The sequence below is a fragment of the Paraburkholderia sp. CI2 genome (assembly GCF_014201055.1).
Taxonomy (GTDB): domain Bacteria; phylum Pseudomonadota; class Gammaproteobacteria; order Burkholderiales; family Burkholderiaceae; genus Paraburkholderia; species Paraburkholderia tuberum.
Map to the genome: position 1 here is coordinate 65,168 of NZ_JACHDL010000030.1, position 21,706 is coordinate 86,873.

13 protein-coding genes are annotated in these 21,706 nt (G+C 65.4%); 4 read left to right on the top strand and 9 right to left on the bottom strand.

Going from position 1 to position 21,706, the window contains the following annotated elements; genetic code table 11:
- Positions 1-54 precede the first annotated feature (54 nt).
- Positions 55-666 (top strand): flavin reductase family protein, encoded by a 612-nt coding sequence (locus tag HDG32_RS30765; protein ID WP_090808250.1) that lies wholly within the window; start codon positions 55-57, stop codon positions 664-666.
- A 37-nt stretch (positions 667-703) separates the two neighbouring features.
- Here HDG32_RS30765 and HDG32_RS30770 read toward each other — a convergent pair whose 3' ends face one another.
- Entirely contained in the window at positions 704-2,149 is a 1,446-nt protein-coding gene (locus HDG32_RS30770; protein WP_184073109.1) for a polyhydroxyalkanoate depolymerase, read from the bottom strand.
- Between the two features lie 228 nt (positions 2,150-2,377).
- On the opposite strand from HDG32_RS30770, the gene HDG32_RS30775 reads away from it, so the two are divergent.
- A complete protein-coding gene (locus HDG32_RS30775) occupies positions 2,378-3,031 on the top strand; it encodes a glutathione S-transferase family protein (RefSeq protein ID WP_090810346.1) in 654 nt (217 codons plus the stop codon).
- A 47-nt stretch (positions 3,032-3,078) separates the two neighbouring features.
- On the opposite strand, the gene HDG32_RS30780 is transcribed toward HDG32_RS30775, so the two are convergent.
- The 3 genes from HDG32_RS30780 to HDG32_RS30790 all read right to left on the bottom strand — a co-directional run bounded on the left by HDG32_RS30780 (position 3,079) and on the right by HDG32_RS30790 (position 8,627).
- Positions 3,079-5,052, bottom strand: coding sequence for a methyl-accepting chemotaxis protein (locus tag HDG32_RS30780; RefSeq protein ID WP_184073111.1), 1,974 nt, complete (start codon positions 5,050-5,052; stop codon positions 3,079-3,081).
- Positions 5,053-5,247: 195 nt separating this feature from the next.
- Complete coding sequence (locus HDG32_RS30785; protein WP_184073113.1) at positions 5,248-7,884, bottom strand: heavy metal translocating P-type ATPase; 2,637 nt, start codon at positions 7,882-7,884, stop codon at positions 5,248-5,250.
- Positions 7,885-7,979: 95 nt separating this feature from the next.
- Complete coding sequence (locus tag HDG32_RS30790; protein WP_184073115.1) at positions 7,980-8,627, bottom strand: FMN-binding negative transcriptional regulator; 648 nt, start codon at positions 8,625-8,627, stop codon at positions 7,980-7,982.
- 344 nt (positions 8,628-8,971) lie between these two features.
- On the opposite strand from HDG32_RS30790, the gene HDG32_RS30795 reads away from it, so the two are divergent.
- Positions 8,972-10,390, top strand: coding sequence for a DUF1254 domain-containing protein (locus HDG32_RS30795; protein WP_184073117.1), 1,419 nt, complete (start codon positions 8,972-8,974; stop codon positions 10,388-10,390).
- Between the two features lie 213 nt (positions 10,391-10,603).
- Entirely contained in the window at positions 10,604-14,374 is a 3,771-nt protein-coding gene (locus HDG32_RS30800; RefSeq protein WP_184073119.1) for a DUF748 domain-containing protein, read from the top strand.
- A gap of 149 nt (positions 14,375-14,523) precedes the next feature.
- Here the strand turns inward: HDG32_RS30800 and acnA are convergent, their stop codons facing one another.
- The 5 genes from acnA to HDG32_RS30825 all read right to left on the bottom strand — a co-directional run bounded on the left by acnA (position 14,524) and on the right by HDG32_RS30825 (position 21,629).
- Positions 14,524-17,238 (bottom strand): aconitate hydratase AcnA, encoded by a 2,715-nt coding sequence (gene acnA, locus HDG32_RS30805; RefSeq protein WP_184073121.1) that lies wholly within the window; start codon positions 17,236-17,238, stop codon positions 14,524-14,526.
- A 42-nt stretch (positions 17,239-17,280) separates the two neighbouring features.
- The gene (locus HDG32_RS30810) at positions 17,281-18,732 is read right to left on the bottom strand and encodes a bifunctional 2-methylcitrate dehydratase/aconitate hydratase (RefSeq protein WP_184073123.1); all 1,452 of its coding nucleotides are present in this window, start codon (positions 18,730-18,732) and stop codon (positions 17,281-17,283) included.
- Between the two features lie 24 nt (positions 18,733-18,756).
- Entirely contained in the window at positions 18,757-19,269 is a 513-nt protein-coding gene (locus HDG32_RS30815) for a hypothetical protein (RefSeq protein ID WP_184073125.1), read from the bottom strand.
- 101 nt (positions 19,270-19,370) lie between these two features.
- A complete protein-coding gene (gene prpC, locus HDG32_RS30820; protein WP_090808268.1) occupies positions 19,371-20,558 on the bottom strand; it encodes a 2-methylcitrate synthase in 1,188 nt (395 codons plus the stop codon).
- Between the two features lie 69 nt (positions 20,559-20,627).
- Positions 20,628-21,629, bottom strand: coding sequence for a CoA ester lyase (locus HDG32_RS30825; protein WP_184073127.1), 1,002 nt, complete (start codon positions 21,627-21,629; stop codon positions 20,628-20,630).
- Positions 21,630-21,706 lie beyond the last annotated feature (77 nt).

The window sequence follows — 21,706 nt, forward strand, 5'->3', positions numbered from 1 at the left end:
CCCACGCGTCGCAAGCGAACCTAAATCAACTCCAAGCCAACCTCAAGCCACTTCATGCCTCACTACTTCTACGACCCCGCCGCCGGTCACGGCCTGCCGCACGATCCTTTCAAGGCGATCGTCGCGCCGCGGCTGATCGGCTGGATTTCGTCGCGCGATGCCGAAGGCACGCTCAATCTTGCGCCATACAGCTTTTTCGGCGCGTTCGCGACCTTTCCGCCGATCATTGGTTTTAGCAGCGAGGGCCGCAAGGACAGCCTCGCCAACATCGAGGCGACCGGCGAATTCGTGTGGAATCTCGCCACCCGGCCGCTCGCGGAGCAGATGAACCGCTCGTCGGCGCCGGTCGCGCCGCATGTCGACGAGTTCGCATTGGCCGGGCTCACGCCTGCGCCGGGCCGCAACGTGGCGGTGCCGCACGTGGCCGAATCGCCGGCGGCGCTCGAATGCAAGCTGCTGCAGATCGTGCGTCTGCATGATGTCGACGGCAAGCCGATGGACAACTATCTGTCGCTCGGCCAGGTGGTCGGCGTGCATATCGACGACGCGTATCTGAAGGACGGCCTGTTCGACACGCACGCTGCGCAGCCGATCATGCGCGCGGGTTATCGCGCCGACTATGCGCAGATCGGCGAGATGTTCCAGATGATCCGGCCAACGGCCTAAACTCGCCCTCAGCAGCTTCCGCTGATTAGCGGATCGCTCAGGGTGTCACCGGCGGCGGCTTGCGTGGGGACTGCGCGGACGTTTCTGCCGCGGAGTCACTGTTGCCGCTCCCGCTCCCGCTCCCGCCCACGGGCGCATCCACTTCGACCTCGACGACCGCAGCCGCGACCGGCGCGGCCGCCGTGACTTCCGCCGCAATCGCCGCGGGCACCGGCTGGATCGGGCGCGCACGCGAGCTGACGAGCACCGCGCGCGGTTCATTGTCGTAAATCACGGCCCGCACGCGCGGATAAATGTCCCGCTCCCAGCGACGTCCGCTGAACACGCCGTAGTGGCCGACGCCCGTTTGCACGTGATGCGTCTTCAGATACGGCCGCAGACGATCGCACATGTCCTGCGCGGCGAGCGTCTGACCGACTGCGCAGATATCGTCCTTTTCACCTTCCACGGTCAGCAATGCGGTGCGGCGAATCTTCGACGGCTCCACCAGCCGCCCCTCGACTTCGAGCGCGCGTAACGGCAGCGCATGCTGCTGGAACACGGTGTCGACGGTCTCCAGATAGAAGTCGGCGGTCAGATCCATCGTCGCGAAGTACTCTTCGTAGAACGTGCGAATCGTGTCGGCTTTCTGCGGATCGCCCTTGCCGCGCTCGTAGTACATCGTTTCGAACGAGTCGGCGTGGCGGCCCGGATTCATCGCCATGAACGCGGCCAGCTGCACGAAACCCGGATACACGCGACGCTGCGCGCCGGCAAACCCGAACGGCACCGCGCTGATCAGATTGCGCTCGAACCACTCGATCGGCCGGCTCCTGGCCAGTTCGTTGACGCGCGTCGGATTGATGCGCGTGTCGATCGGGCCGGCCATCAGCGTCATGCTGGCCGGCTGCGCGGGATGGTCGTCGGCGGCCATCAGCGCGACGGCGGCGAGCGCCGCGACGGTCGGTTGACAGACCGCGAGCAGATGCGTGCCGGACCCGATCGCCGCGGTGAAGTCGATCACGTGGCGGACGAATTCGTCGAAGCCGAAGCGGCCTTCGCCGAGCGGCACGTCGCGCGGGTTGTGCCAGTCGGTGATATAGACGTCGTGCTCGGTCAGCATCGTGCGCACGGTTGCGCGCAGCAGCGTCGCGAAGTGGCCCGACATTGGCGCAATCATCAGCACGCGCGGCTGCGGCGTGGAAAGCACGGCGTCCTTGCGAAAATGCAGCAGCGAGCAGAACGGCGTGCGCGCGACGACTTCCTCGACCACCGCGACCGGCTCGCCTTCGGTGACGACGCTATCGATGCCGAACGGCGGCCGTTTCGGCGTGAGTCCGCCGAGTATCAGAAGTTCGCACGTCGCGCGCAGCGAGCGTCCGTGCGGCGTAGCGGCGAATGCGGACCACGCATCGAGCGAACGGTTCGCCAGCGCCGCGCCGTGCCGCAGCGGTAGCAGCAGGTCGGCGCAGGCCTGATAGGCAGGATAGGCGAACAGATTCATACTTTCACTCGAATGCGCCAGAAAGACAGGAACTCGAATAAAAGCAAGTGGTGCGCCAGGCGCTGGCGCGCGTTGCCCCTGTGTCGCGTCATATCTGCGTGGGTCGGCATATCACTTGCGTGCATAGGCGAAATGGGCCGGCCTTGCCGCGCTTTGGTGCGCGCGCGCACCGCGGCGTGCATGGGTGCAGGCACGCGCGGCGCGATGCCCGATCTGGAGGACACACGTATGGGAAATACTACGCTCACGATCAGCAGCAGGAATTATTCGTCGTGGTCGCTGCGCGGCTGGCTGCTGACGAAGTTCAGCGGCTTGCCGTTCGAAGAAATCGTGGTGCCGATCGACGACCCCGCGACGCGCGCCGAACTACTGCTGCTGTCGCCGTCGATTCTGGTGCCATGCCTCGTGCACGACGGCGTCAAGGTCTGGGACACGCTGTCGATCGCCGAATATCTGCACGAGCTGAAGCCGCAAGCCGCGCTGTTGCCGCACGAGATCCGCGCCCGCGCGCATTGCCGCTCTATCTGCGGCGAGATGCATTCGGGGTTTGCGTCGTTGCGCTCGGCGCTGCCGATGAACCTGAAGGCGCATTTCCCGGGCTTCAAGGTATGGGCGCGCGCGCAATCGGATATCGAGCGGATCGTGACGATCTGGCGTGAATGTCTGAAGGAGTACGGCGGCCCGTTCCTGTTCGGCGAGCGGACCGCCGCGGATGCGATGTACGCACCGGTGGTTACGCGTTTCGTGACCTATGACGTGCAACTCGATCCGGATATGGTCGAATACGGGCAGCGCATCATGGCGCTGCCCGAAATGCGCGAGTGGATCGCGCTCGCGCGTCAGGAGGTCGAGGAGATCGATGAACTGGACGTCGAGTTCTGAGCGCGGCGGCCGCCGTCCGCCGCCGCCGTCCACATCAAGCAGATCCGTCAGCCGCGCTCGCCTTCGAGCTTGAACACGCTGACCAGCTGCGCGAGCCGCGCAGCCTGCTCGCGCAACTCGGCCGCCGCTGCTTCCGCATCGACGACGATCGTCGCATTCTGCTGCGTCGCCTCGCCGATCTGCGTGACCGCCAGGTTGACCTGCTCGATGCCGCCCGACTGCTCGCGCGACGCGACATTGATTTCGCTCATGATCGCGCGGACCTGACCGACCTGAGTGACGATTCCCTGCATCGTCGCGCTCGCTTCTTCGGCGATGCGAAAACCGCTGTCGACGTTCGCGCTCGACGCCGCGATCACGCCCTCGATCTCCTTCACCGCCGCCGCGCTGCGCTGCGCGAGCGCGCGCACTTCCGACGCCACGACCGCGAAGCCCTTGCCGTGCTCGCCCGCGCGCGCCGCTTCGACGGCCGCGTTCAACGCGAGGATGTTGGTCTGGAAGGCAATGCCTTCGATCACCGTCGTGATCTCGGCGATCTTCTGCGACGAGCGGCCGATCTCGCCCATCGTCGACACCACGCGCTCGACCGCGCGGCCGCCTTCGAGCGCGGCGTCGGCGGCGTGGGTGACGAGGGTGTTCGCTTCGGTCGCGTGATCGGCATTCTGCTGCACGGTCGACGTGATCTGCTCCATGCTCGCCGCGGTTTCTTCGAGGCTGCTCGCCTGGGTCGCGATGCGCATCGCGATGTTGCCGCTGCCGGTGGCGATCTTCTCGGTGCCCGCCGACATGTCGGCCGACGCGTTGCGCACCTGCGCGACGATGCGCGCGAGGCCTTCGCCGATGCCGTCGATCGCCAGCATCAGGCGGCCGATCTCGTCGGCGCGCGCGCGGCCGTGCTGCGCGACGCGCACGCTCAGATCGCCCGCGGCGAGACGCTCCGACGCACGCGCGGCTTCGTCGAGCGGACGGCTGACGAGCCGCCGCACCGCGACGAGGAACACGATCGCGAACAGGCCGACCAGCACGAGGCCGAGCAGCATAAACGTGTTCCGTGTACGCACGACCTCGGCCATCACGTCGTCGCGCGGCGCGACGCCGCCGACGAGCCACTGCCACTCCGGCACCGTGACGAACGACACGAACTTGTCGCGCGCGTCGCTCTCGCCGAGCGTCGCGTCGGCCGAGCGGTAGTCGAGCTCGCCCTGCTTCATGTCGAGCATGCGCTGATACGGCGCGTTGGCGTCGTCGGCTTTCTGGCCCGCGGCGGCCGGATGCACGAGCAGCTTGCCGCGCTCCGCGCCGCTCGACGCGTCGAGCACGAAGTAATAGCCGCTCGCGCCGATCTTCAGCGCGTGGATGCCGTCCTGGACCGACTGGATCTCCTTGTCCACGTCGACACCGACGAACAGCGCGCCGATCACGCGGCCGCTCGCGTCGGCGATCGGCCGGTACTGCGTGATCATGCGCTTGCCGAACAGCATGGCGAGGCCGGTGTACGAGCGGTTCGCGAGCAGCGGCGCATACGCCGGCCCCTTGCGGTCGAGCAGCGTGCCGACCGCTCGGGTGCCGTCCTGCTTCTTCAGCGAGGTGGTCACGCGCACGAAGTCGTCGCCGCTGCGCGCAAACACGGTCGCGACCGCGCCGCTGCGTTCGAGGAACTGGTCGGGAATCGTGAAGTCGAGATTCAGCACCTTGTCGCCGGCCTTGAAAGTCGGCGTCGCGGTGTTCCCGATGTCGACTTTCTGCGTGTCGTCGAGCGAGAAGTCGGTGGGCAGGAAGCTCGCGAACAGCGCCATCGACCGATCGACTTCGGCCGACAGCGCCTTGTCGAACAGCTCGATCATCGCGGCGATCGAGCGGTCTTTTTCGGCGATGCGGGCGAGCACCTGGTCGCGCACCTGGTCGCCGGCGGCGCGTGCGAGCGCCCACGCGAAGGTGCTGAAAATCAACGCGACCAGCACGCACGAGAGCACGGCAAGCCGCGCGCCGACGCTGGCGCGGCGCAAGAAGAGAGAGTTCATGGGCAGGCGCGAAAAGGGGGACAGGCGATGCGCGCGTCGGGCATGGCCGCGAACGGCATCGATTTACTGGTTTACGGCTCGGGAGACGGCGGCTTTAGGGCGACTGAAAGCAGCCCGTAATAGGCTGAAAGGGGCCACAAAAAACCGGCCCCGAAAAAGGGACGAGGCGGAATGCGGAAGGTGTTGCTGCGTTGCTCAGCGCACCCGATCGACGGTTCGGTCGGGCGCGCTTCGCCACGTCCGCAACAACAACGCATTGGTGACGACGCTGACGCTCGAAAACGCCATCGCCGCGCCCGCGAGCATCGGATTCAGCAAGCCGAACGCGGCCAGCGGAATGCCGATCAGGTTGTAGACGAATGCCCAGAACAGGTTCTGCTGGATCTTGCGCCACGTTCTGCGCGAGATGTCGATCGCGTCGGCGACGAGCGCCGGGTCGCCGCGCATCAGCGTGATGCCGGCGGCGTGCATGGCGACGTCGGTGCCGCTGGCCATCGCGATGCCGATGTCGGCGGCGGCGAGCGCGGGCGCGTCGTTGATGCCGTCGCCCGCCATCGCGACGATGCCGGCGTGGCGCATCTTCAGGTCGCGGATCACGCGGGCCTTGTCGTCGGGCAGCACCTCGGCGTGGAATTCGTCGATGCCGAGCGCCCGCGCGACGCTCGCCGCACTGCCGCGGTTGTCGCCAGTCACGAGCACGCTGCGGATGCCCATCTGCGCGAGCCGCGCGACGGCCGCGCGCGCGGTCGGCTTCACCGTGTCGCCGAACGCGATCAGCGCGAGCGCTTCGGGGGCGTGAGGCGCGCGCGTCATCAGCCACGACACCGTGTTGCCGGCCGCTTCGAGTTCCTGCGCGCGCGCGGCAAGCGCGGTCGGCAGCGCGATGTCGAGCTCGCGCAGCCAGCGCGGGCTGCCGAGGGCGAGCGTGCGGCCGTCGACGTCGGCTTCGACGCCCCGGCCGGCGACGGCGCGAGCGGCGGTGGCGCCTGGCCCGCCCTCGTGTTCGCCGGCCATTTGCCCGAGCTGAGCCTCGTGCGCGCGCATCACCGCCCGCGCGAGCGGATGATCGCTATGCCGCTGCACCGCCGCCGCAAGCGCGAGCGCTTGGTCGCGGCTCAAGCCGCCGATCGGCTCGAACGCCGTTACCGATGGTTGGCCGAGCGTCAGCGTGCCGGTTTTGTCGAACGCGACGATCGACACGCGATGCGCGATTTCCAGCGCTTCAGCGTCCTTGATCAGCACGCCGTGGCGCGCGGCGACGCCGGTGCCGGCCATGATCGCGGCGGGCGTCGCGAGGCCGAGCGCGCACGGGCAGGCGATCACCAACACCGCGACCGCGTTCAGGATCGCGGTTTGCGCGCCCGCGCCGGCGAGCAGCCAGCCGATCAGCGTTAGCGCGGCGAGCGCGAGAATCGCCGGCACGAAGACTTCGCTGACGCGGTCGACGAGCCGCTGGATCGGCGCCTTCTCGGCCTGCGCGCTTTCGACGAGCCGGATGATGCGCGCCAGTGTCGTCTCCGCGCCGATCGCGGTGGTCGTCACCACGAGCGCGCCTTCGCCGTTGATCGAGCCGGCCGTGACGGCGTCGCCGGTCTGCTTCGGCACCGGCAGGCTTTCGCCGGTGATCAGCGCTTCGTCGATATGCGTGCGGCCTTCGAGCACCGCGCCGTCGACCGGTACGCGCTCGCCCGGCCGCACGATCACGACGGTGCCGACCCGCACCTGCGCGAGCGGCACCTCGCGTTCGCCGGCGCCGTCGCGGATGCGCGCGCGCTCGGGGCGCAGCGCGTTGAGCGCGCGGATCGCGTCGGTGGTCTGGCGCTTGGCGCGCGCCTCGAGCCACTTGCCGAAGCGCACCAGCGTGATCACGACCGCCGATGCCTCGAAGTACAGATGCATCGTGTCGCCCGGATGCATCGCGAGTTCGTAGACGCTGATGCCGTACGCCGCCGATGTGCCGAGCGCGACCAGCAGGTCCATGTTGCCCGCGCCGGCGCGCACCGCGCGCCAGGCTGCGCGATAGAAGCGCGCGCCGAATCCAAACTGCACGATCGACGCGAGCACGAATTGCAGCCAGGCTGGCAGCATCGCGTGGAGGCCGAACCATTCGCCGAACATCGGTGCGACGAGCGGCAGCGTCAGCAGCGCGGACGCAACGACGCTCGCGAGGTCGCGGCGGGTTTGAATCCGCTTGCGGTCGACGACGGGGGCGTGGGTCGTGTCGAGGATGTCGCTTTGGTCGCCGGACGCGGCGATAGCGGCCGTTGTCTCGGCTGGAGCGGCAGCAGCGGGCGGCGCGCTCAACGTCGCTTCGTAGCCAGCTTTCCTGACGGCGGCGATCAGCGCGCCGCTATCGGCGGATGCGGTGCCTTGCGGATGAGCGGTGGCGGTTTCGGTCGCCAGATTGACCGACGCGCGCGCGACCCCAGGCACCTTCGCGAGCGCTTTTTCGACGCGCAACGCGCAGGCTGCGCAGCTCATGCCGCCAATCTCCAGTTCAATGGTTCCCGGCGTCGCGGCGGGTGTCGCGGTTTGCGTCGCGCTTGGCGCGGCAAGCTCGGCGTTCGCGACCGGCGTCGCTTCGTATCCGGCCTTGCGCACGGCATCGGCCAGTTGCTGAGGCCCGAGCGTCGCGTCGCTCTCCACGCGGGCGCGCTCGGTCGCGAGATTCACCGACGCGCGCGCCACTCCCGGCAGCTTGGTCAGTGCTTTTTCGACGCGGCTCGCGCACGACGCGCAAGTCATCCCGCCGATATCGAGTTCGATGACGCGCGTGGGCGAAGAAGAAGCGGCAGCGTCGGCGGGGCGCTGCGGGTTGGCAAGTGCGGTCATGGCAGGCGAGGCTCGTGGCGGCATTGGGCCGCATCGTGAATCCAGTATCGACCTTCCCATGACGGGAAGGTCAAGGCCGGATTATGCGGCCGCCGTCAGAACGCCGGCGGCGCATCGAGCATCGCCTGTCCCACCGCCTTCTGTTGCTCGCCGTCGCGCGCGAGCAGCGTTTGCGCGGCGCCGCGCCGGTCTCCGGCCGCCTTGTTCTGCCCGAGCTTCCATTTGCCGACGAGCCGCGTTACCTCGATCTCGATACCGACGATCGCGCCGAGCATCTGCGCGATGTAGTCGGCGGGCGCGTCGCCCATCTTCCATGGCACCGGCTCGCCGGCTTCCATCTCGCGCGTGAGTCGCGCGACGAGACCGCGCACGAACGATTCATCGTCATGCACCACGATCCTGCCATGTGCATGCACGACCATATAGTTGTAGGTCGGCACCTGCTTGTGCGTTTCGTGTTTGCTCGGATACCAGCTCGGGGAAATATAGGCGGTCGGCCCCTGGAAGATCACGAGCGCTTCGGGATGGGTCGCGGCTTCCTGCCAGACGGGGTTCGCCCGCGCGACGTGCGCGCGCAGCACCAGACGTGACGAATCCGCCGCATCCGCCTGGGCCTCGAACGGCAGATGATTCGCATCGAGCCCGTTGGGGCCGTGCGTAATCAGCGCGCCGAACGGGTGCTCGGCGATCAGGCGATGAAGAACCCCTGGACGGTTCTCTTCGAAATGGGCGGGCATGTACATTGAAGTATTCCGAATGCAGGACGACGAAAGAGTGGAGGCGAACGGCCAAGCTGGCGGATCGACGAATGCGCGAATCAAAAAAGCATGGCGCGCTCGCGCGAGCCGTTGGCGCGGGAACATAATGTGACAGCGACGCCGATTGTCACATCGGTGACGCGCCTGCGCGCTGTCAGCCACAATTCCCTGCTTTGTGCTTGCCTGGCTAGCAAGGATACGATACAACGCGATGTTGTCGGAATCGCAATCCGCGGACTCGCTGCGCAGTGTTTCGGGAGAACCGCGCATGCGCCAGGCGCTGCACACCGGCATCCCCCATAGGACTGCACGTTCCGCACTCTGAACGAATGATAAAAAATCTCCGAGAACTGTTTTTGCTTCAACGAACCTGCGCGTCGCTCGCGGGTCTGGCACTGCTGGCCAGCTGTGCGTCGACCCCCACCGCGACGCAACAACGCACCGGCTGGATCAAGGACGAAGTCGCCGACTCCTACGTATTCGGCTATCCGCTCGTGCTGATGAGCGCCGCGCGCGATGCGGCGGTCGGCACCGAGCCGGGTCAGGCACCTTTCAACACGCTGCGTCACGCGCAGGCGCTGCCGCCGATCGGCGCGACCAATCCGCCGCAGCCGAGCCTCGACACGCTCGACTCGACCGGCTGGCTCGACCTTGCCGCCGAGCCGGTGATCCTTGCGCTACCTGACTCGCATGGCCGTTACGTCGATGCGCGCGTGCTCGACATGTGGACCAACGTCGCGTGGTCGACCGGGCCACTGTTCGCCGCGGGCACGGGCACCGCGAAGGGCTTGCGCGCGCAGACGATCGCGTTCGTCGCACCGGGCTGGAAGGGCGAGCTGCCGAAGGGCGCAAAGCGCGTCGAAGTGCCGACGCGCAATGCATGGATCAGCGTGCGCATCCAGTCGAACGGCGCGCGCGATCTGAACGCGGTGCGCAAGCTGCAGCACGCGATCCGTCTGGAGCCGCTGAGCGTGTTCGTCGGCGACGCCGAGCCGGCGGTGCCGCCGCGCGGTTACGCAAGCGGCGTCGCGGGCCCGAGCGGCACGCCGGCGCAGCAGGTCGCCGCGCTCGACGCGAGCGGCTTCTTCGGTCGTCTCGCCGACGCGTTGCCTGACAATCCGCCGACACCGGCCGATCCGCACGCGCTCAAATTTCTCGCCGATCTCGGCGTGACGCCGGGCGATCCTGTGAAGCTGCCGAAGTCATCCGATGCGCTCGCGGCCGGTCTCGCCGACGGTCGCGATCGCGTCGCGACGCCGCCGTCGAATCTGCTGAGCGCGAACGGCTGGAGCTGGTTCGGCGATACCGTCGGCAACTACGGTCCCGACTATGGGTTGCGCGCGTATGCGGCAAGCACACAGTTAGGCCTCGGTACGAAGGACGACGAAGTACGCGCGTTCGTCACGCAGGACAGCGACGGCAACACGCTGAACGGCGCGAATCGCTATGTGATCCACTTCGCGGCGAACCAGCTGCCGCCGGTGCGCGGTTTCTGGACGATCACCGCGTATACGAAGGATGGCGCGCTGAGCGAGAACGCGCCGGCGCGGCTCGCGGTTGGCGATCGCAATGGCGCGCGCCGCAATCGCGATGGTTCGCTCGACGTGGTCGTGTCGTCGACGCGCAGCCGGACCGGTAACTGGCTGCCCGCACCGCGCGCGGACATGCAACTGGTGCTACGCCTGTATGCGCCGAAGCCGCAAGCCACCGACGGCAGCTGGCAGCCGCCGCCGGTCGTGCGGCAATGATGTGAACGGCGCGCGGGCAAACCGCGCGCCGTCCGGTTTCGTTATCCAACGCTCGCGAAAATCTCGTTCGCGGGAAAGCCAGTCAGTCAGCAGCACGAATCGTCAAGGCGGGCCTGACATTCCTGTCTAACCATTGATTCACGCCTTATACTGCCGCTTGCGGGATCTCTGTTTTTCGCGGCGGGCTTGCCGCCGCATTCCTCCACATCGAGCATGGCAAGCCTCAATAAAGCATCGTTAGCCTCCTCCATACAGACCATGCGCGCAGTCGCGCAGTCGCGCCGTACGCGACGGATTCTCGTCGGTCTGCTGATCTTCGTCGTCCTGTTCGGCCTGCTCGGCTTTTTCGCGGCGCCGCCGCTGATTCGCCACATCGCCAGCCAGCAACTGAGCAAGCAGCTCGACCGGCCGGCGTCGATCGGCCGTATCGCGCTCAATCCGTACACACTGCGTTTCGAGGCCGACAACGTGCATATCGGCGAGCGCGGCGGCGCGGGCGACTTCGTCGATATTTCGCGGCTCATCGTGAAGCCGTCGTGGAGTTCGCTGTTTCGCGGCGCGCCCATCGTCGACGAAGTGCAGGTCGACTCGCCGCGCTTTCATATCGTTCGCCTCGATGCGCAGCACTTCAATTTCAGCGACCTGATCGAGAAATTCGCGAATCAGCCGGCAAAACCGAATAGCAAGCCGACGCAGTTCTCCGTCTCCAACATTCGCGTCGAAAACGGCCAGATCAGGTTCGACGACCGGCTGCTCGGCACGAGCCACGTGATCGATCAATGGAAGCTCGGCATTCCGTTCATCGCGACGCTGCCGTCGAAGACCGATATCTTCGTCGAGCCGCTGCTGCGCGCGCGCATCGACGGCGACAGTCAGCTCGCGATCGACGGCAGGACCAAGCCGTTCGCGGCGTCGCGCGAGTCGGAAGTGTCGCTGCGCTTCGACGAGCTCGACGTGCCGAAACTGGTGTCTTACGCGCCGTCGAAGCTGCCGGTGATCGTGCAGTCGGGCAAGCTGTCCACCGACCTGAAGCTGAACTTCGAGATGTCGAACGACACGCCGTCGCTGCGCGTCGCCGGCACCGTCGATCTGAACGACGTCAACGTGCAGGATCAGGGCAAGGCGCCGTTTTTCGCGGCGCGCGCCGTGCATGTGGCGGCGGCATCGCTCGAACCGTTGAAGAGCATCTATCACTTCGACGATATCCGCATCGACGCGCCGAGCGCGAGCCTCGCGCGCGACAAGGACGGCGTATTGAGCGTCGAGCATATGTTCGCGCCCGCGCCGGAAAAAACCACGGCAAAGGAAACCGCGGACGCGAATGCCAACGCCAAAACCGCCGCCGCCGAAAAGGCGGCCCCGCCGTTCGACGTCGCGATCAAACGTTTCACACTCAACGACGGCACCGTGAACGTACACGACGAAGCCGTGTCGCATCCGGTAGAAACCGGGCTGCAAAACCTCGCGGTTACGCTGACCGATTTCTCGACGCTCGCGTCGGCGCCAGCGCACTACACGCTGAACACGAACCTGAAGAACAGCGGCGGTTCGCTCGCCGCCGATGGCACGGTCGGCCTCGCGGCGAAGACGGCGAGCGCGAAGCTCGATCTGAAGTCGCTGAAGCTGCCGCCGTTGCAGCCGTATCTGGATACCGCGACGTCCGCGCAGGTGCTGGACGGTGCGTTGTCCGCGACGACGAATATCGACGCGAACTGGTCGAAGTCGCCGATGGCGCTGACGGTCGCGGACACGCAGCTGGACATGCAGGCGGTGAAGCTCGCGCCGCGCGGCGGCAAGACGCCGGTGATTTCGCTCGCGCAGGGCAACGTGGTAGTCAAACAGGTCGACGTCGCGGCGCGCACGGCCGACGTGACGAGCGTAGACGTAACCGGTCTCGCGGTCGACGCGCAGCGCCTGAAGGACGGCACCATCAATCTGGATGCGCTCGCGAGGGCGCATCAACAGGCGACCGAGCGCACGGCGATCCACGCGGCGAAACAAGCGCAGGCCGAAGGCCCCGCATGGCGCTACAAGATCACCGAATTGACGCTCAAAGACGCGACCGCCGATTTCACCGACAACACGACGCCGCAGCCGGTCAAGCTGAGCTTTACGCCAGTGCAGCTGAAGGTGCGGCAGATCAGCGACGACTTGGGCCGTCCGCTGCCGGTCGACCTGCAGGCGACGTTGAACAAGAAGGGCACGCTCGCTGTGAAGGGCGACGTGACCGCGACGCCGCTAAAGCTGGCCGTCAAGATCAACGCGAACCAGCTCGACGCGGCCGCGTTCGAGCCGTACTTCGGCAGCAACCTGAACGCGACGCTCGCGAGCGCGCTGCTGAACGCGAACGGCGATCTCGCGGTCACCCAGGCTAAGTCGCTGAAAGCGAACTTTCGCGGCGACATGGCGCTCGTCGCCGTGCGCATGCTCGACAAGGTGACGTCGGACCCGTTCGCGGGCTGGGGCTCGCTCGCGCTGTCGAACCTGAAGGCCGACTACGACGAGCACGGCACCGTCGTCGACGCGGGCCGCGTGACGTTCTCGAAGTTCTATGGGCGTGTACTGCTCGACGCGCAAGGCAAGCTGAATCTGAAGGATGTGGTCGCGCACGAGGGCGGTACGACGCAGTCGCTGACGCGCGACAAGAGCGGCTCGCACCCGATTCCGCTGACGCCCGAGGCGGTATCTGAGGCAGTCGCGGCGTCGGCGCCGGTCGCGGCATCTGCCGCAACGGCCGGCAAGCCTGCCGCCACGGCCGTCGCCAGCGCCACGGCCGCGAGGCCGCCAGCAAACCCGGTCAAGATGCACTTCGGGCAACTGGTGTTGCAGCAGGGCCGCGTGACCTATACCGACAACTTCGTCAAGCCGAACTACACGGCGAACCTTGTCGCCATTCAGGGCACGATCGGCGCGTTCGGTACGGAATCGACGACGCCCGCGCCGGTCGACGTGGCCGCGAAGCTCGCGGCCAACGGTCCGCTGACGATCCGCGGCACCATCAATCCGCTGATCGCGAAACCGGCGCTCGATCTGACCGCGAGCGCGCACGACATCGAGCTGACCAACCTGACGCCGTATTCGGCGAAATACGCGGGCTATCCGATCACGAAGGGCAAGCTCAACGTCGATTTGCATTACAAGCTCGAGAACGACCAGCTGAACGCGAACAACCACCTGTTCATCGATCAACTGACATTCGGCGATCACATCGACAACGACACCGCGACCAAACTGCCGGTGCGTTTCGCGATCTCGCTGCTGAAGAACTCGCGCGGCGAGATCGACGTGAACCTGCCAGTGTCGGGCTCGTTGTCGAACCCCGAGTTCAGCATCGGCGGGCTGATCTGGCATGCGGTGCTCAATCTGCTCGAAAAGGCGGTGACCGCGCCGTTCTCGCTGATCGCGCACGCGTTCGGCGGCAATGGTGAGGACCTCGGTTACGTCGAATTCGAGGCCGGCTCGGCGACGCTCACCGATGCCGACAAGCAGAAACTCGACACGATCGTGAAGGCGCTCACCGACAAGCCGTCGATCCGCATGGACCTGATCGGACGCGTCGATCCGAAGGTCGACGAGCCGGCGCTGCGCACGCAGTACGTCGATCAGATGGTCAAGCGGCAGAAGATCAAGGACACGGTGGGTAATGGTGAGAGCGTCGATCCATCGACGGTCACGGTCGATCAGAAAGACTACGACAAATATCTGACCAAGGCCTACAAGTCCTCCGACTTCAAGAAGCCGCACAACTTCATCGGCATGACGAAGACGCTGCCCGACGACGACATGAAGAGCGCGCTCGCGGCCAACGCGCCGATCGACGACGCGAGCTTGCGGCAACTCGCGCAGCGGCGCGCGCAGAGTGTGCAGCAGTACCTGCAAGGCAAGATCGACAGCAGCCGCGTGTTTATCGTCGCGCCGAAGATGAATGCCGACGACATCAAGGACAAGGGTGCGACGACGCGGGTCGATTTCGGCTTGAAGTGATGGAGGAGTCGCGGCGCGGCGCGTGAGCCGTGGCGTTCGGCGAGCCGATAAAAAAAAGCCCGACCTGAGGTCGGGCTTCAAAGTCGGCTGCGCCCTCCACAGGACGCAGCCCCTGCAAAACAGCGAGGCTGTATGCGTTGCCGCGAGGCTTAAGCAGCCAGCAGCGAGCGCAGCACGAACGGCAGAATCCCGCCGTGCTTGTAGTAGTCGACTTCGATCGGCGTGTCGATACGCAGCAGCACCGGAACGCGCTTGTCGCCGTCCTGGCCGTGGATCACGAGCGTGACTTCCTGTTGCGGCTTGAAGTCGTCGCCGAGGCCTTCGATGTCGTACGTTTCTTCGCCGGTGATGCCGAGCGACTGCACGCTATCCGAGCCCTTGAACTGCAGTGGCAGAACGCCCATGCCGACCAGGTTCGAACGATGGATCCGCTCGAAGCTGCGTGCGACCACAGCCTTCACGCCCAGCAGTTGCGTGCCCTTGGCCGCCCAGTCTCGCGACGAGCCCGTGCCGTACTCTTCGCCCGCGAACACGACGGTCGGCGTATCGGCGCCGATGTACTTCATCGCTGCGTCATAGATGGACAGCTGTTCGCCGCTCGGCTGGTGAATCGTCAGGCCGCCTTCGACGCGCGAGCCATCCGCCTTCGCCGGGATCATCAGGTTCTTGATACGGACGTTCGCGAACGTGCCGCGCATCATCACGTCGTGGTTACCGCGCCGCGAGCCGTAGCTGTTGAAGTCGGCCTTTTGCACGCCGTTTTCCTTCAACCAGCGGCCTGCCGGCGAGTCTTCCTTGATCGAGCCTGCCGGGCTGATGTGGTCGGTCGTGACCGAGTCACCGAAGATGCCCAACGCGCGTGCGCCCTTGACCGGCGCGATGCTGGAAGCCGGCGTCATCGAGAAGTCCTTGCCGAAGAACGGCGGCTCGGCGATGTAGGTCGACTTCGGCCAGTCGTAGACCTGACCTTCTTCGCCCTCGATCTTGCTCCACAGATCGCCCTTCTTCGTGAGCTGCGAGTAGTTCTTGCGGAACGCGTCGGCATCCATCGCGTACTTCAGCAGCGCGTTGACTTCTTCGCTGGTCGGCCAGATGTCGCCGAGGTAGACGTCCTTGCCGCCCTTGCCCTTGCCGACCGGCTCGGTCATCAGGTCGCGCGTGATGTTGCCGGCGATCGCGTACGCGACTACCAGCGGCGGCGACGCGAGGAAGTTCGCGCGGATGTTCGGGTGGATACGCGCTTCGAAGTTACGGTTGCCCGACAGCACCGCTGCCGCGACGATGTCGTTCTTCGTGATCGCGTCGTTCAGTTCCGGCGTCAGGTCGCCCGCGTTGCCGATACAGGTCGTGCAGCCGTAAGCGGCCAGCGTGAAGCCGAGCTTGTCGAGGTACTTCAGCAGGTCGGTCTTCGTCAGGTACTCGGTGACGATGCGCGACCCCGGAGCGAGCGACGTCTTGATGTGCGGAGCGACCGTCAGGCCAGCTTCGACAGCCTTCTTCGCAAGCAGACCGGCGGCCAGCAGCACGCTCGGGTTCGACGTGTTCGTGCACGACGTGATCGCGGCGATCAGCACGTCGCCGTTCTTGACGTCGACGCCGTTGCTGGTCGTGTATTGCGCGTCGAGATCGGCGGCCTTCTTCGCAAAGCCGTTTTCGGCGACCGGCTTCGAGAACAGGTCGGTGAAGGTCGACTTCACGTGGCCGATCTCGATGCGGTCCTGCGGGCGCTTCGGGCCTGCCAGCGACGGCGCGACCGTCGCGAGATCCAGCGTGACGACCTTCGTGTAATCGATATCGCCTTCGCCCGGAATGCCGAACAGCTCCTGCGCCTTGAAGTAGTTTTCGAACGCGGAGATCTCCGCGTCCGTGCGGCCCGTGCCGTGGAAGAAGTCGATGGTCTTTTCGTCGACCGGGAAGAAGCCCATCGTTGCGCCATATTCCGGCGCCATGTTGCCGATCGTCGCACGGTCCGGCACCGACAGCGAGCGCGTGCCTTCGCCGAAGAACTCGACGAACTTGCCGACGACCTTCTCCTTACGCAGCAGTTCGGTGATCGTCAGTACTAGGTCGGTCGCAGTCACGCCTTCGATCAGCTTGCCCTTCAGGTGCACACCGACGACGTCCGGCGTCAGGAAGTACACCGGCTGGCCGAGCATGCCTGCTTCGGCTTCGATACCGCCCACGCCCCAGCCGACCACGCCGATGCCGTTGATCATCGTCGTGTGGCTGTCCGTGCCGACCAGTGAATCCGGGTAGTACACGGTGTCCGCGCCGTCGGCCTTCTTGTGCACGCCGCGCGCGAGGTACTCGAGGTTCACCTGGTGAACGATGCCGACGCCCGGCGGCACGACCTTGAACGTGTCGAACGCCTGCATGCCCCATTTCATGAACTGATAGCGCTCGTTGTTGCGCTGGAATTCCAGCTTCATGTTCAGGTCGAGCGCGTTCTTCTCGCGGAAGTGGTCGATCTGCACCGAGTGGTCGACGACCAGATCGACCGGCACCAGCGGCTCGATCGACTTCGGGTTCTTGCCGACGGCCTTCGCGACGCCGCGCATCGCGGCGATGTCGGCGAGCAGCGGCACGCCGGTGAAGTCCTGCAGCACGACGCGCGACACGACGAACGGAATTTCGTCGACGCGCGCCGCGGTCGGCTTCCAGTTCGCGAGTTGCGTGACATGTTCTTCGGCGACTTTCTTGCCGTCGTAGTTGCGCAGCACCGATTCCAGCACGATACGGATCGAGACCGGCAGGCGGTCGATCTTGAGGTTCAGAGCCTTGCCGAGTTGCGGCAGGGAGTAGAACTTGCCTTTGCCGGAACCGCTGTCGAATTCCTTGAGCGTTTTGTGGAGGTTGTGGGCCATGGTGTTTTCCTTGGTTTGGATCGCGGAACTACAGTACTCAACCTAGATGACGTACAGATCGACGTATTCATTGACCGGCGTCGCTTCGAGCTTGGCCTGGTCGAGCGATACGTCGAGAATCGCCAGTTGTTGCTTGACCGGAAAGCGCCGCGCGAGGTTGGTCTTGAACTTCTCGACCAGCAACGGAATACCGTCTTCACGACGGCGCTTATGACCGATCGGGTATTCGACTACGACTTCACCGAACTTCGACCCGTCGTTGAATTCGAGCGTCAGTGCGTTGGCGATCGAACGCTTCTCCGGGTCGTGATAGTCCTTCGTGAACTGTGGGTCTTCGACGCATTCCATCTTCGCGCGCAATGCATCGATCCGCGAGTCCTGCGCGACTGAATCTTCGTAATCGGCAGCCGTCAGACGGCCAAAAATCAGCGGCACCGCGATCATGTACTGGATGCAATGATCACGGTCAGCCGGATTGTTTAGCGGACCCTTTTTATCGATGATGCGAATCGCCGCTTCGTGGGTGCGGATCGTGATGCGGCGAATGTCTTCGACGCGCCGGCCCTGCGCGGCGAGCTGCACATGCAGCGCGAGCGCGGCTTCCACGGCGGTTTGCGCGTGGAACTCGGCCGGAAACGAGATTTTGAACAGCACGTTTTCCATCACGTACGAGCCGTACGGACGCTGGAACTGGAACGCATTGCCGTTGAACAGCACGTCGTAGAAGCCCCACGTTTTCGCGCTGAGCACCGACGGATAGCCCATCTCGCCGGTCTTCGAGATCAGCGCGAGGCGCACGGCGCGCGAGGTCGCGTCGCCGGCGGCCCACGATTTGCGCGAACCGGTGTTCGGCGCATGACGGTAGGTGCGCAGCGCCTGCCCATCGACGAGCGCCTGCGATATCGCGTTGATCAGCTCGTCGCGCGTAAGGCCGATCAGCTGGCCGACCACGGCGGTCGACGCAAGCTTGACGAGCAGCACATGATCGAGCCCGACTTTGTTGAACGAGTTCTCGAGCGCGATGCAGCCTTGAATTTCGTGCGCCTTGATCATGGCGATCAGGACGTCTTTCATCGTCAGCGGCGCTTTGCCGGCTGCGATGGCGGTGCGCGAGAGCCAGTCGGCCGTCGCGAGAATGCCACCGAGGTTATCGGACGGATGGCCCCATTCGGCGGCGAGCCAGGTGTCGTTGAAATCGAGCCAGCGGATCATCGCGCCGATGTTGAAGGCGGCCTGAACCGGGTCCAGCTGGAACGACGTGCCCGGCACCTTCGCGCCGTTGGGGACGATCGTGCCTGCCACGATCGGTCCCATCAGCTTGGTGCAGGCTGGGTAGGTAAGCGCCTCGAGTCCGCAACCGAGCGTGTCGATCAGGCAATGACGCGCGGTTTCCAGCGCGAGCGCGCTGTCGATCCGGTAATCCAGCACGTAGTCGACGATCTCGACCAGGACGGCGTCCGGGGCGGGTCGTACGTTGGAGATCGGGGCGGGCATCGGGGGCTTCCCTAGCGGCGAAAATCAGTTGCCGGTCTTGTTGATCGCGTTCGATTGCGTTGCAGCCGGCGCGCCCTGTTCCATGGCGACCGTCTTGCACTCGTCGGCGAGACGCGAGCTGTCCTTGTCCTGGAACAGCATGGCCTTCGTCGGGATCACGACGAGGTCCATACCGGATGCTGCGTCGTGGAAGCGGTCGGCGCCCGTCGTGGTCGGTTCGCGCGGCAGGTTGTAGTTCTTGTTCGCCCAGTGAACCGTGACAATCTGGTCACGCTTCATGTCGCCTTTCATTTCGAAAGCAAGGCCGTCCTTGCACGCCCACTTTTCAGCGCCTTCCGGGATCGGATCGACCTTCGCTTCCTTCGCCGGATTCGGCTTGCGCTTGATCAGGCGGTGCGGCTCCGGGCGCTTCGCGACGGCCTTGGTGGCCGGCTTCTTCGTGGTGGTGGCCGTGTCCGCAGCGGTGGCGTCAGTCGCGACGGTCAGCATCGTCGTGGACAGGGCGCCAATCATGGCGGCGATCATCAGCTTTTTCATGGAGAAAACCTTTCTATCAAAATCAGTTAAACAGTGCGCGGACGACCAGTCCGGCGGCCGCGCGGGTTGAACTGCACGCGCTGTGGAGCGCGCAGCGATCGCTATTTTCTCCTATTTAGCGGCACGTACTTTAAATTCTCGGGTCCGGTGTAATTCGCGCTCGGACGAATGATCTTGTTGTCGACGCGCTGCTCGATGATGTGCGCGCTCCATCCTGCCGTACGCGAGATCACGAACAGCGGCGTGAACATCGCGGTCGGCACGCCCATCATGTGATACGACACCGCGCTGAACCAGTCGAGGTTCGGGAACATCTTCTTCGCGTCCCACATCACCGATTCGAGCCGTTCGGCGATCGAGAACAGTTTCGTGTTGCCCGCTTCCTTCGACAGCTTCTTCGCGACTTCCTTGATGATCTTGTTGCGCGGGTCCGAGATCGTGTAGACCGGATGGCCAAAGCCGATCACGACTTCCTTGTTCTCGACGCGGCGGCGGATGTCGGCTTCGGCTTCGTCAGGCGTCTGGTAGCGCGACTGGATTTCGAACGCGGCTTCATTGGCGCCGCCGTGTTTCGGGCCGCGCAGCGCGCCGATCGCGCCGGTGACCGCCGAGTACATGTCCGAGCCCGTGCCCGCGATCACGCGGCCGGTGAACGTCGACGCGTTGAACTCGTGCTCCGCGTACAGGTTCAGCGACACGTGCATCGCATCGACCCACGCCTTCGACGGCTCGACGCCATGCAGCAGATGCAGGAAGTGACCGCCGATCGAATCGTCGTCGGTTTCGACCTCGATGCGCTTGCCGTTGTGCGAGTAGTGATACCAGTACAGCAGCATCGAGCCGAGCGAGGCCATCAGCTTGTCGGCGATATCGCGCGCGCCGGGCAGGTTGTGATCGTCTTTCTCGGGCAGTACGGTGCCGAGCACCGACACGCCGGTGCGCATCACGTCCATCGGATGCGCGGCGGCCGGAATCCATTCGAGCGCGGCTTTTACGTTGGCCGGCAGGCCGCGCATCGACTTCAGCTTCGTCTTGTACGCGGTCAGTTCGGCCTGGGTCGGTAGCTTGCCGTGGACCAGCAGATAAGCGATCTCCTCGAATTCGCACGCCTCGGCGATGTCGAGAATGTCATAGCCGCGATAGTGCAAATCGTTGCCGGTCTTGCCGACCGTGCACAGCGCGGTGTTGCCCGCGGTCACGCCCGACAGCGCGACGGATTTTTTTGGCTTGAAGCCGCTTTGCGTTTCGTTGCCGCCTGTTGCGCCAGCGGCTTGCGTCGTCTCGCTCATGTTCCGCCTTCTCCTGTGTGCCGGCTCATCGCTGCCGTTTGAAAAACGCGTCGCTTATGCCACCGAGTGTCAGTTGGCGCCCACTTGCGCAAAAAGCGGCGCCGCTTCTTGTGGAACAGCGCGGCCGGTGGTTTGCGCGCGGCGCAGCACCGACCAGTAATAGCGGTAGCTCGCACGGTCGTGCAGCGTATCGCCGTGACGCGTCGGGCCCCAATGCGCGGACTGCGCGCCCAGCAGGATTTCGGTGGCCGTCGCGATTTCTTCGTCGCGCGGCGCGAACGCGGCGACGATCGCCTCTATCTGCGCGGGGTGGATGCTCCACATGCGCGTGTAGCCGAACTCGTTGCGGGCGCGCTGTGCGTCGTTCGCGACCACGCTCATGTCGCGCACTTCGGTGCTGACGTTGTGCGACGGCACCTTGCCGAACGCATGGCAGGCCGCCGAAATCTCGAGCTTCGCGCGCCGCACGAGCGGATGATCGAATTGGCCCGGCGAGCGCATCGCGGTATCGGGGATCGCGCCGTCGTGCGCGGAGACGAAGTCCATCAGGCCGAAGCTCAGCGCCTCGACGCCCGGCAGCGCCGCGAGTTCGAACACACGTGTAAGCGCGCCGTGGGTTTCGACCAGCAACTGCACCGGCACCGGCTGCGCGAGGCCGAGCTCGCGCCGCGTCGCCTCGATGAACGCGATCATTTCGGCGGCATCGTGAACATTGCGGATTTTCGGCAGCGTGATGTAAGCGGGTGCTCGCTTTGCGGCGCGCAGAATGAGGCGTACGTCGTCGCGCCAGTGCGCGTGAGCGAAGTCGTGGATGCGCACGCCGACGCGGCCGAAGCGGTCATGCTCGGTGCCCAGTAGCGATGCGACCAGTTCCGCGTGCTCGGCCTCGCGGCCGACCTGCGCGCCGTCTTCGCAATCGAGCGTGATATCGAACACCGGGCCGAGTTGCTGCTGTAACGCGAGCGACTTCAGCATCAGCTTTTCGCTGCCCGCGTAGTGATCGCAGGCAGGCAGCACAGCGGGCGGCGCTTCGCCCTCAAACAGCACTTCGGCGGGTGTGAGAACGCGCATCTTCGGCGTGTGGGGCGTGGTGAAAATTAAGGATGTCGGATTCGGGCGTGCTCTGCGCGAGTGCCGTCGGGCAACGG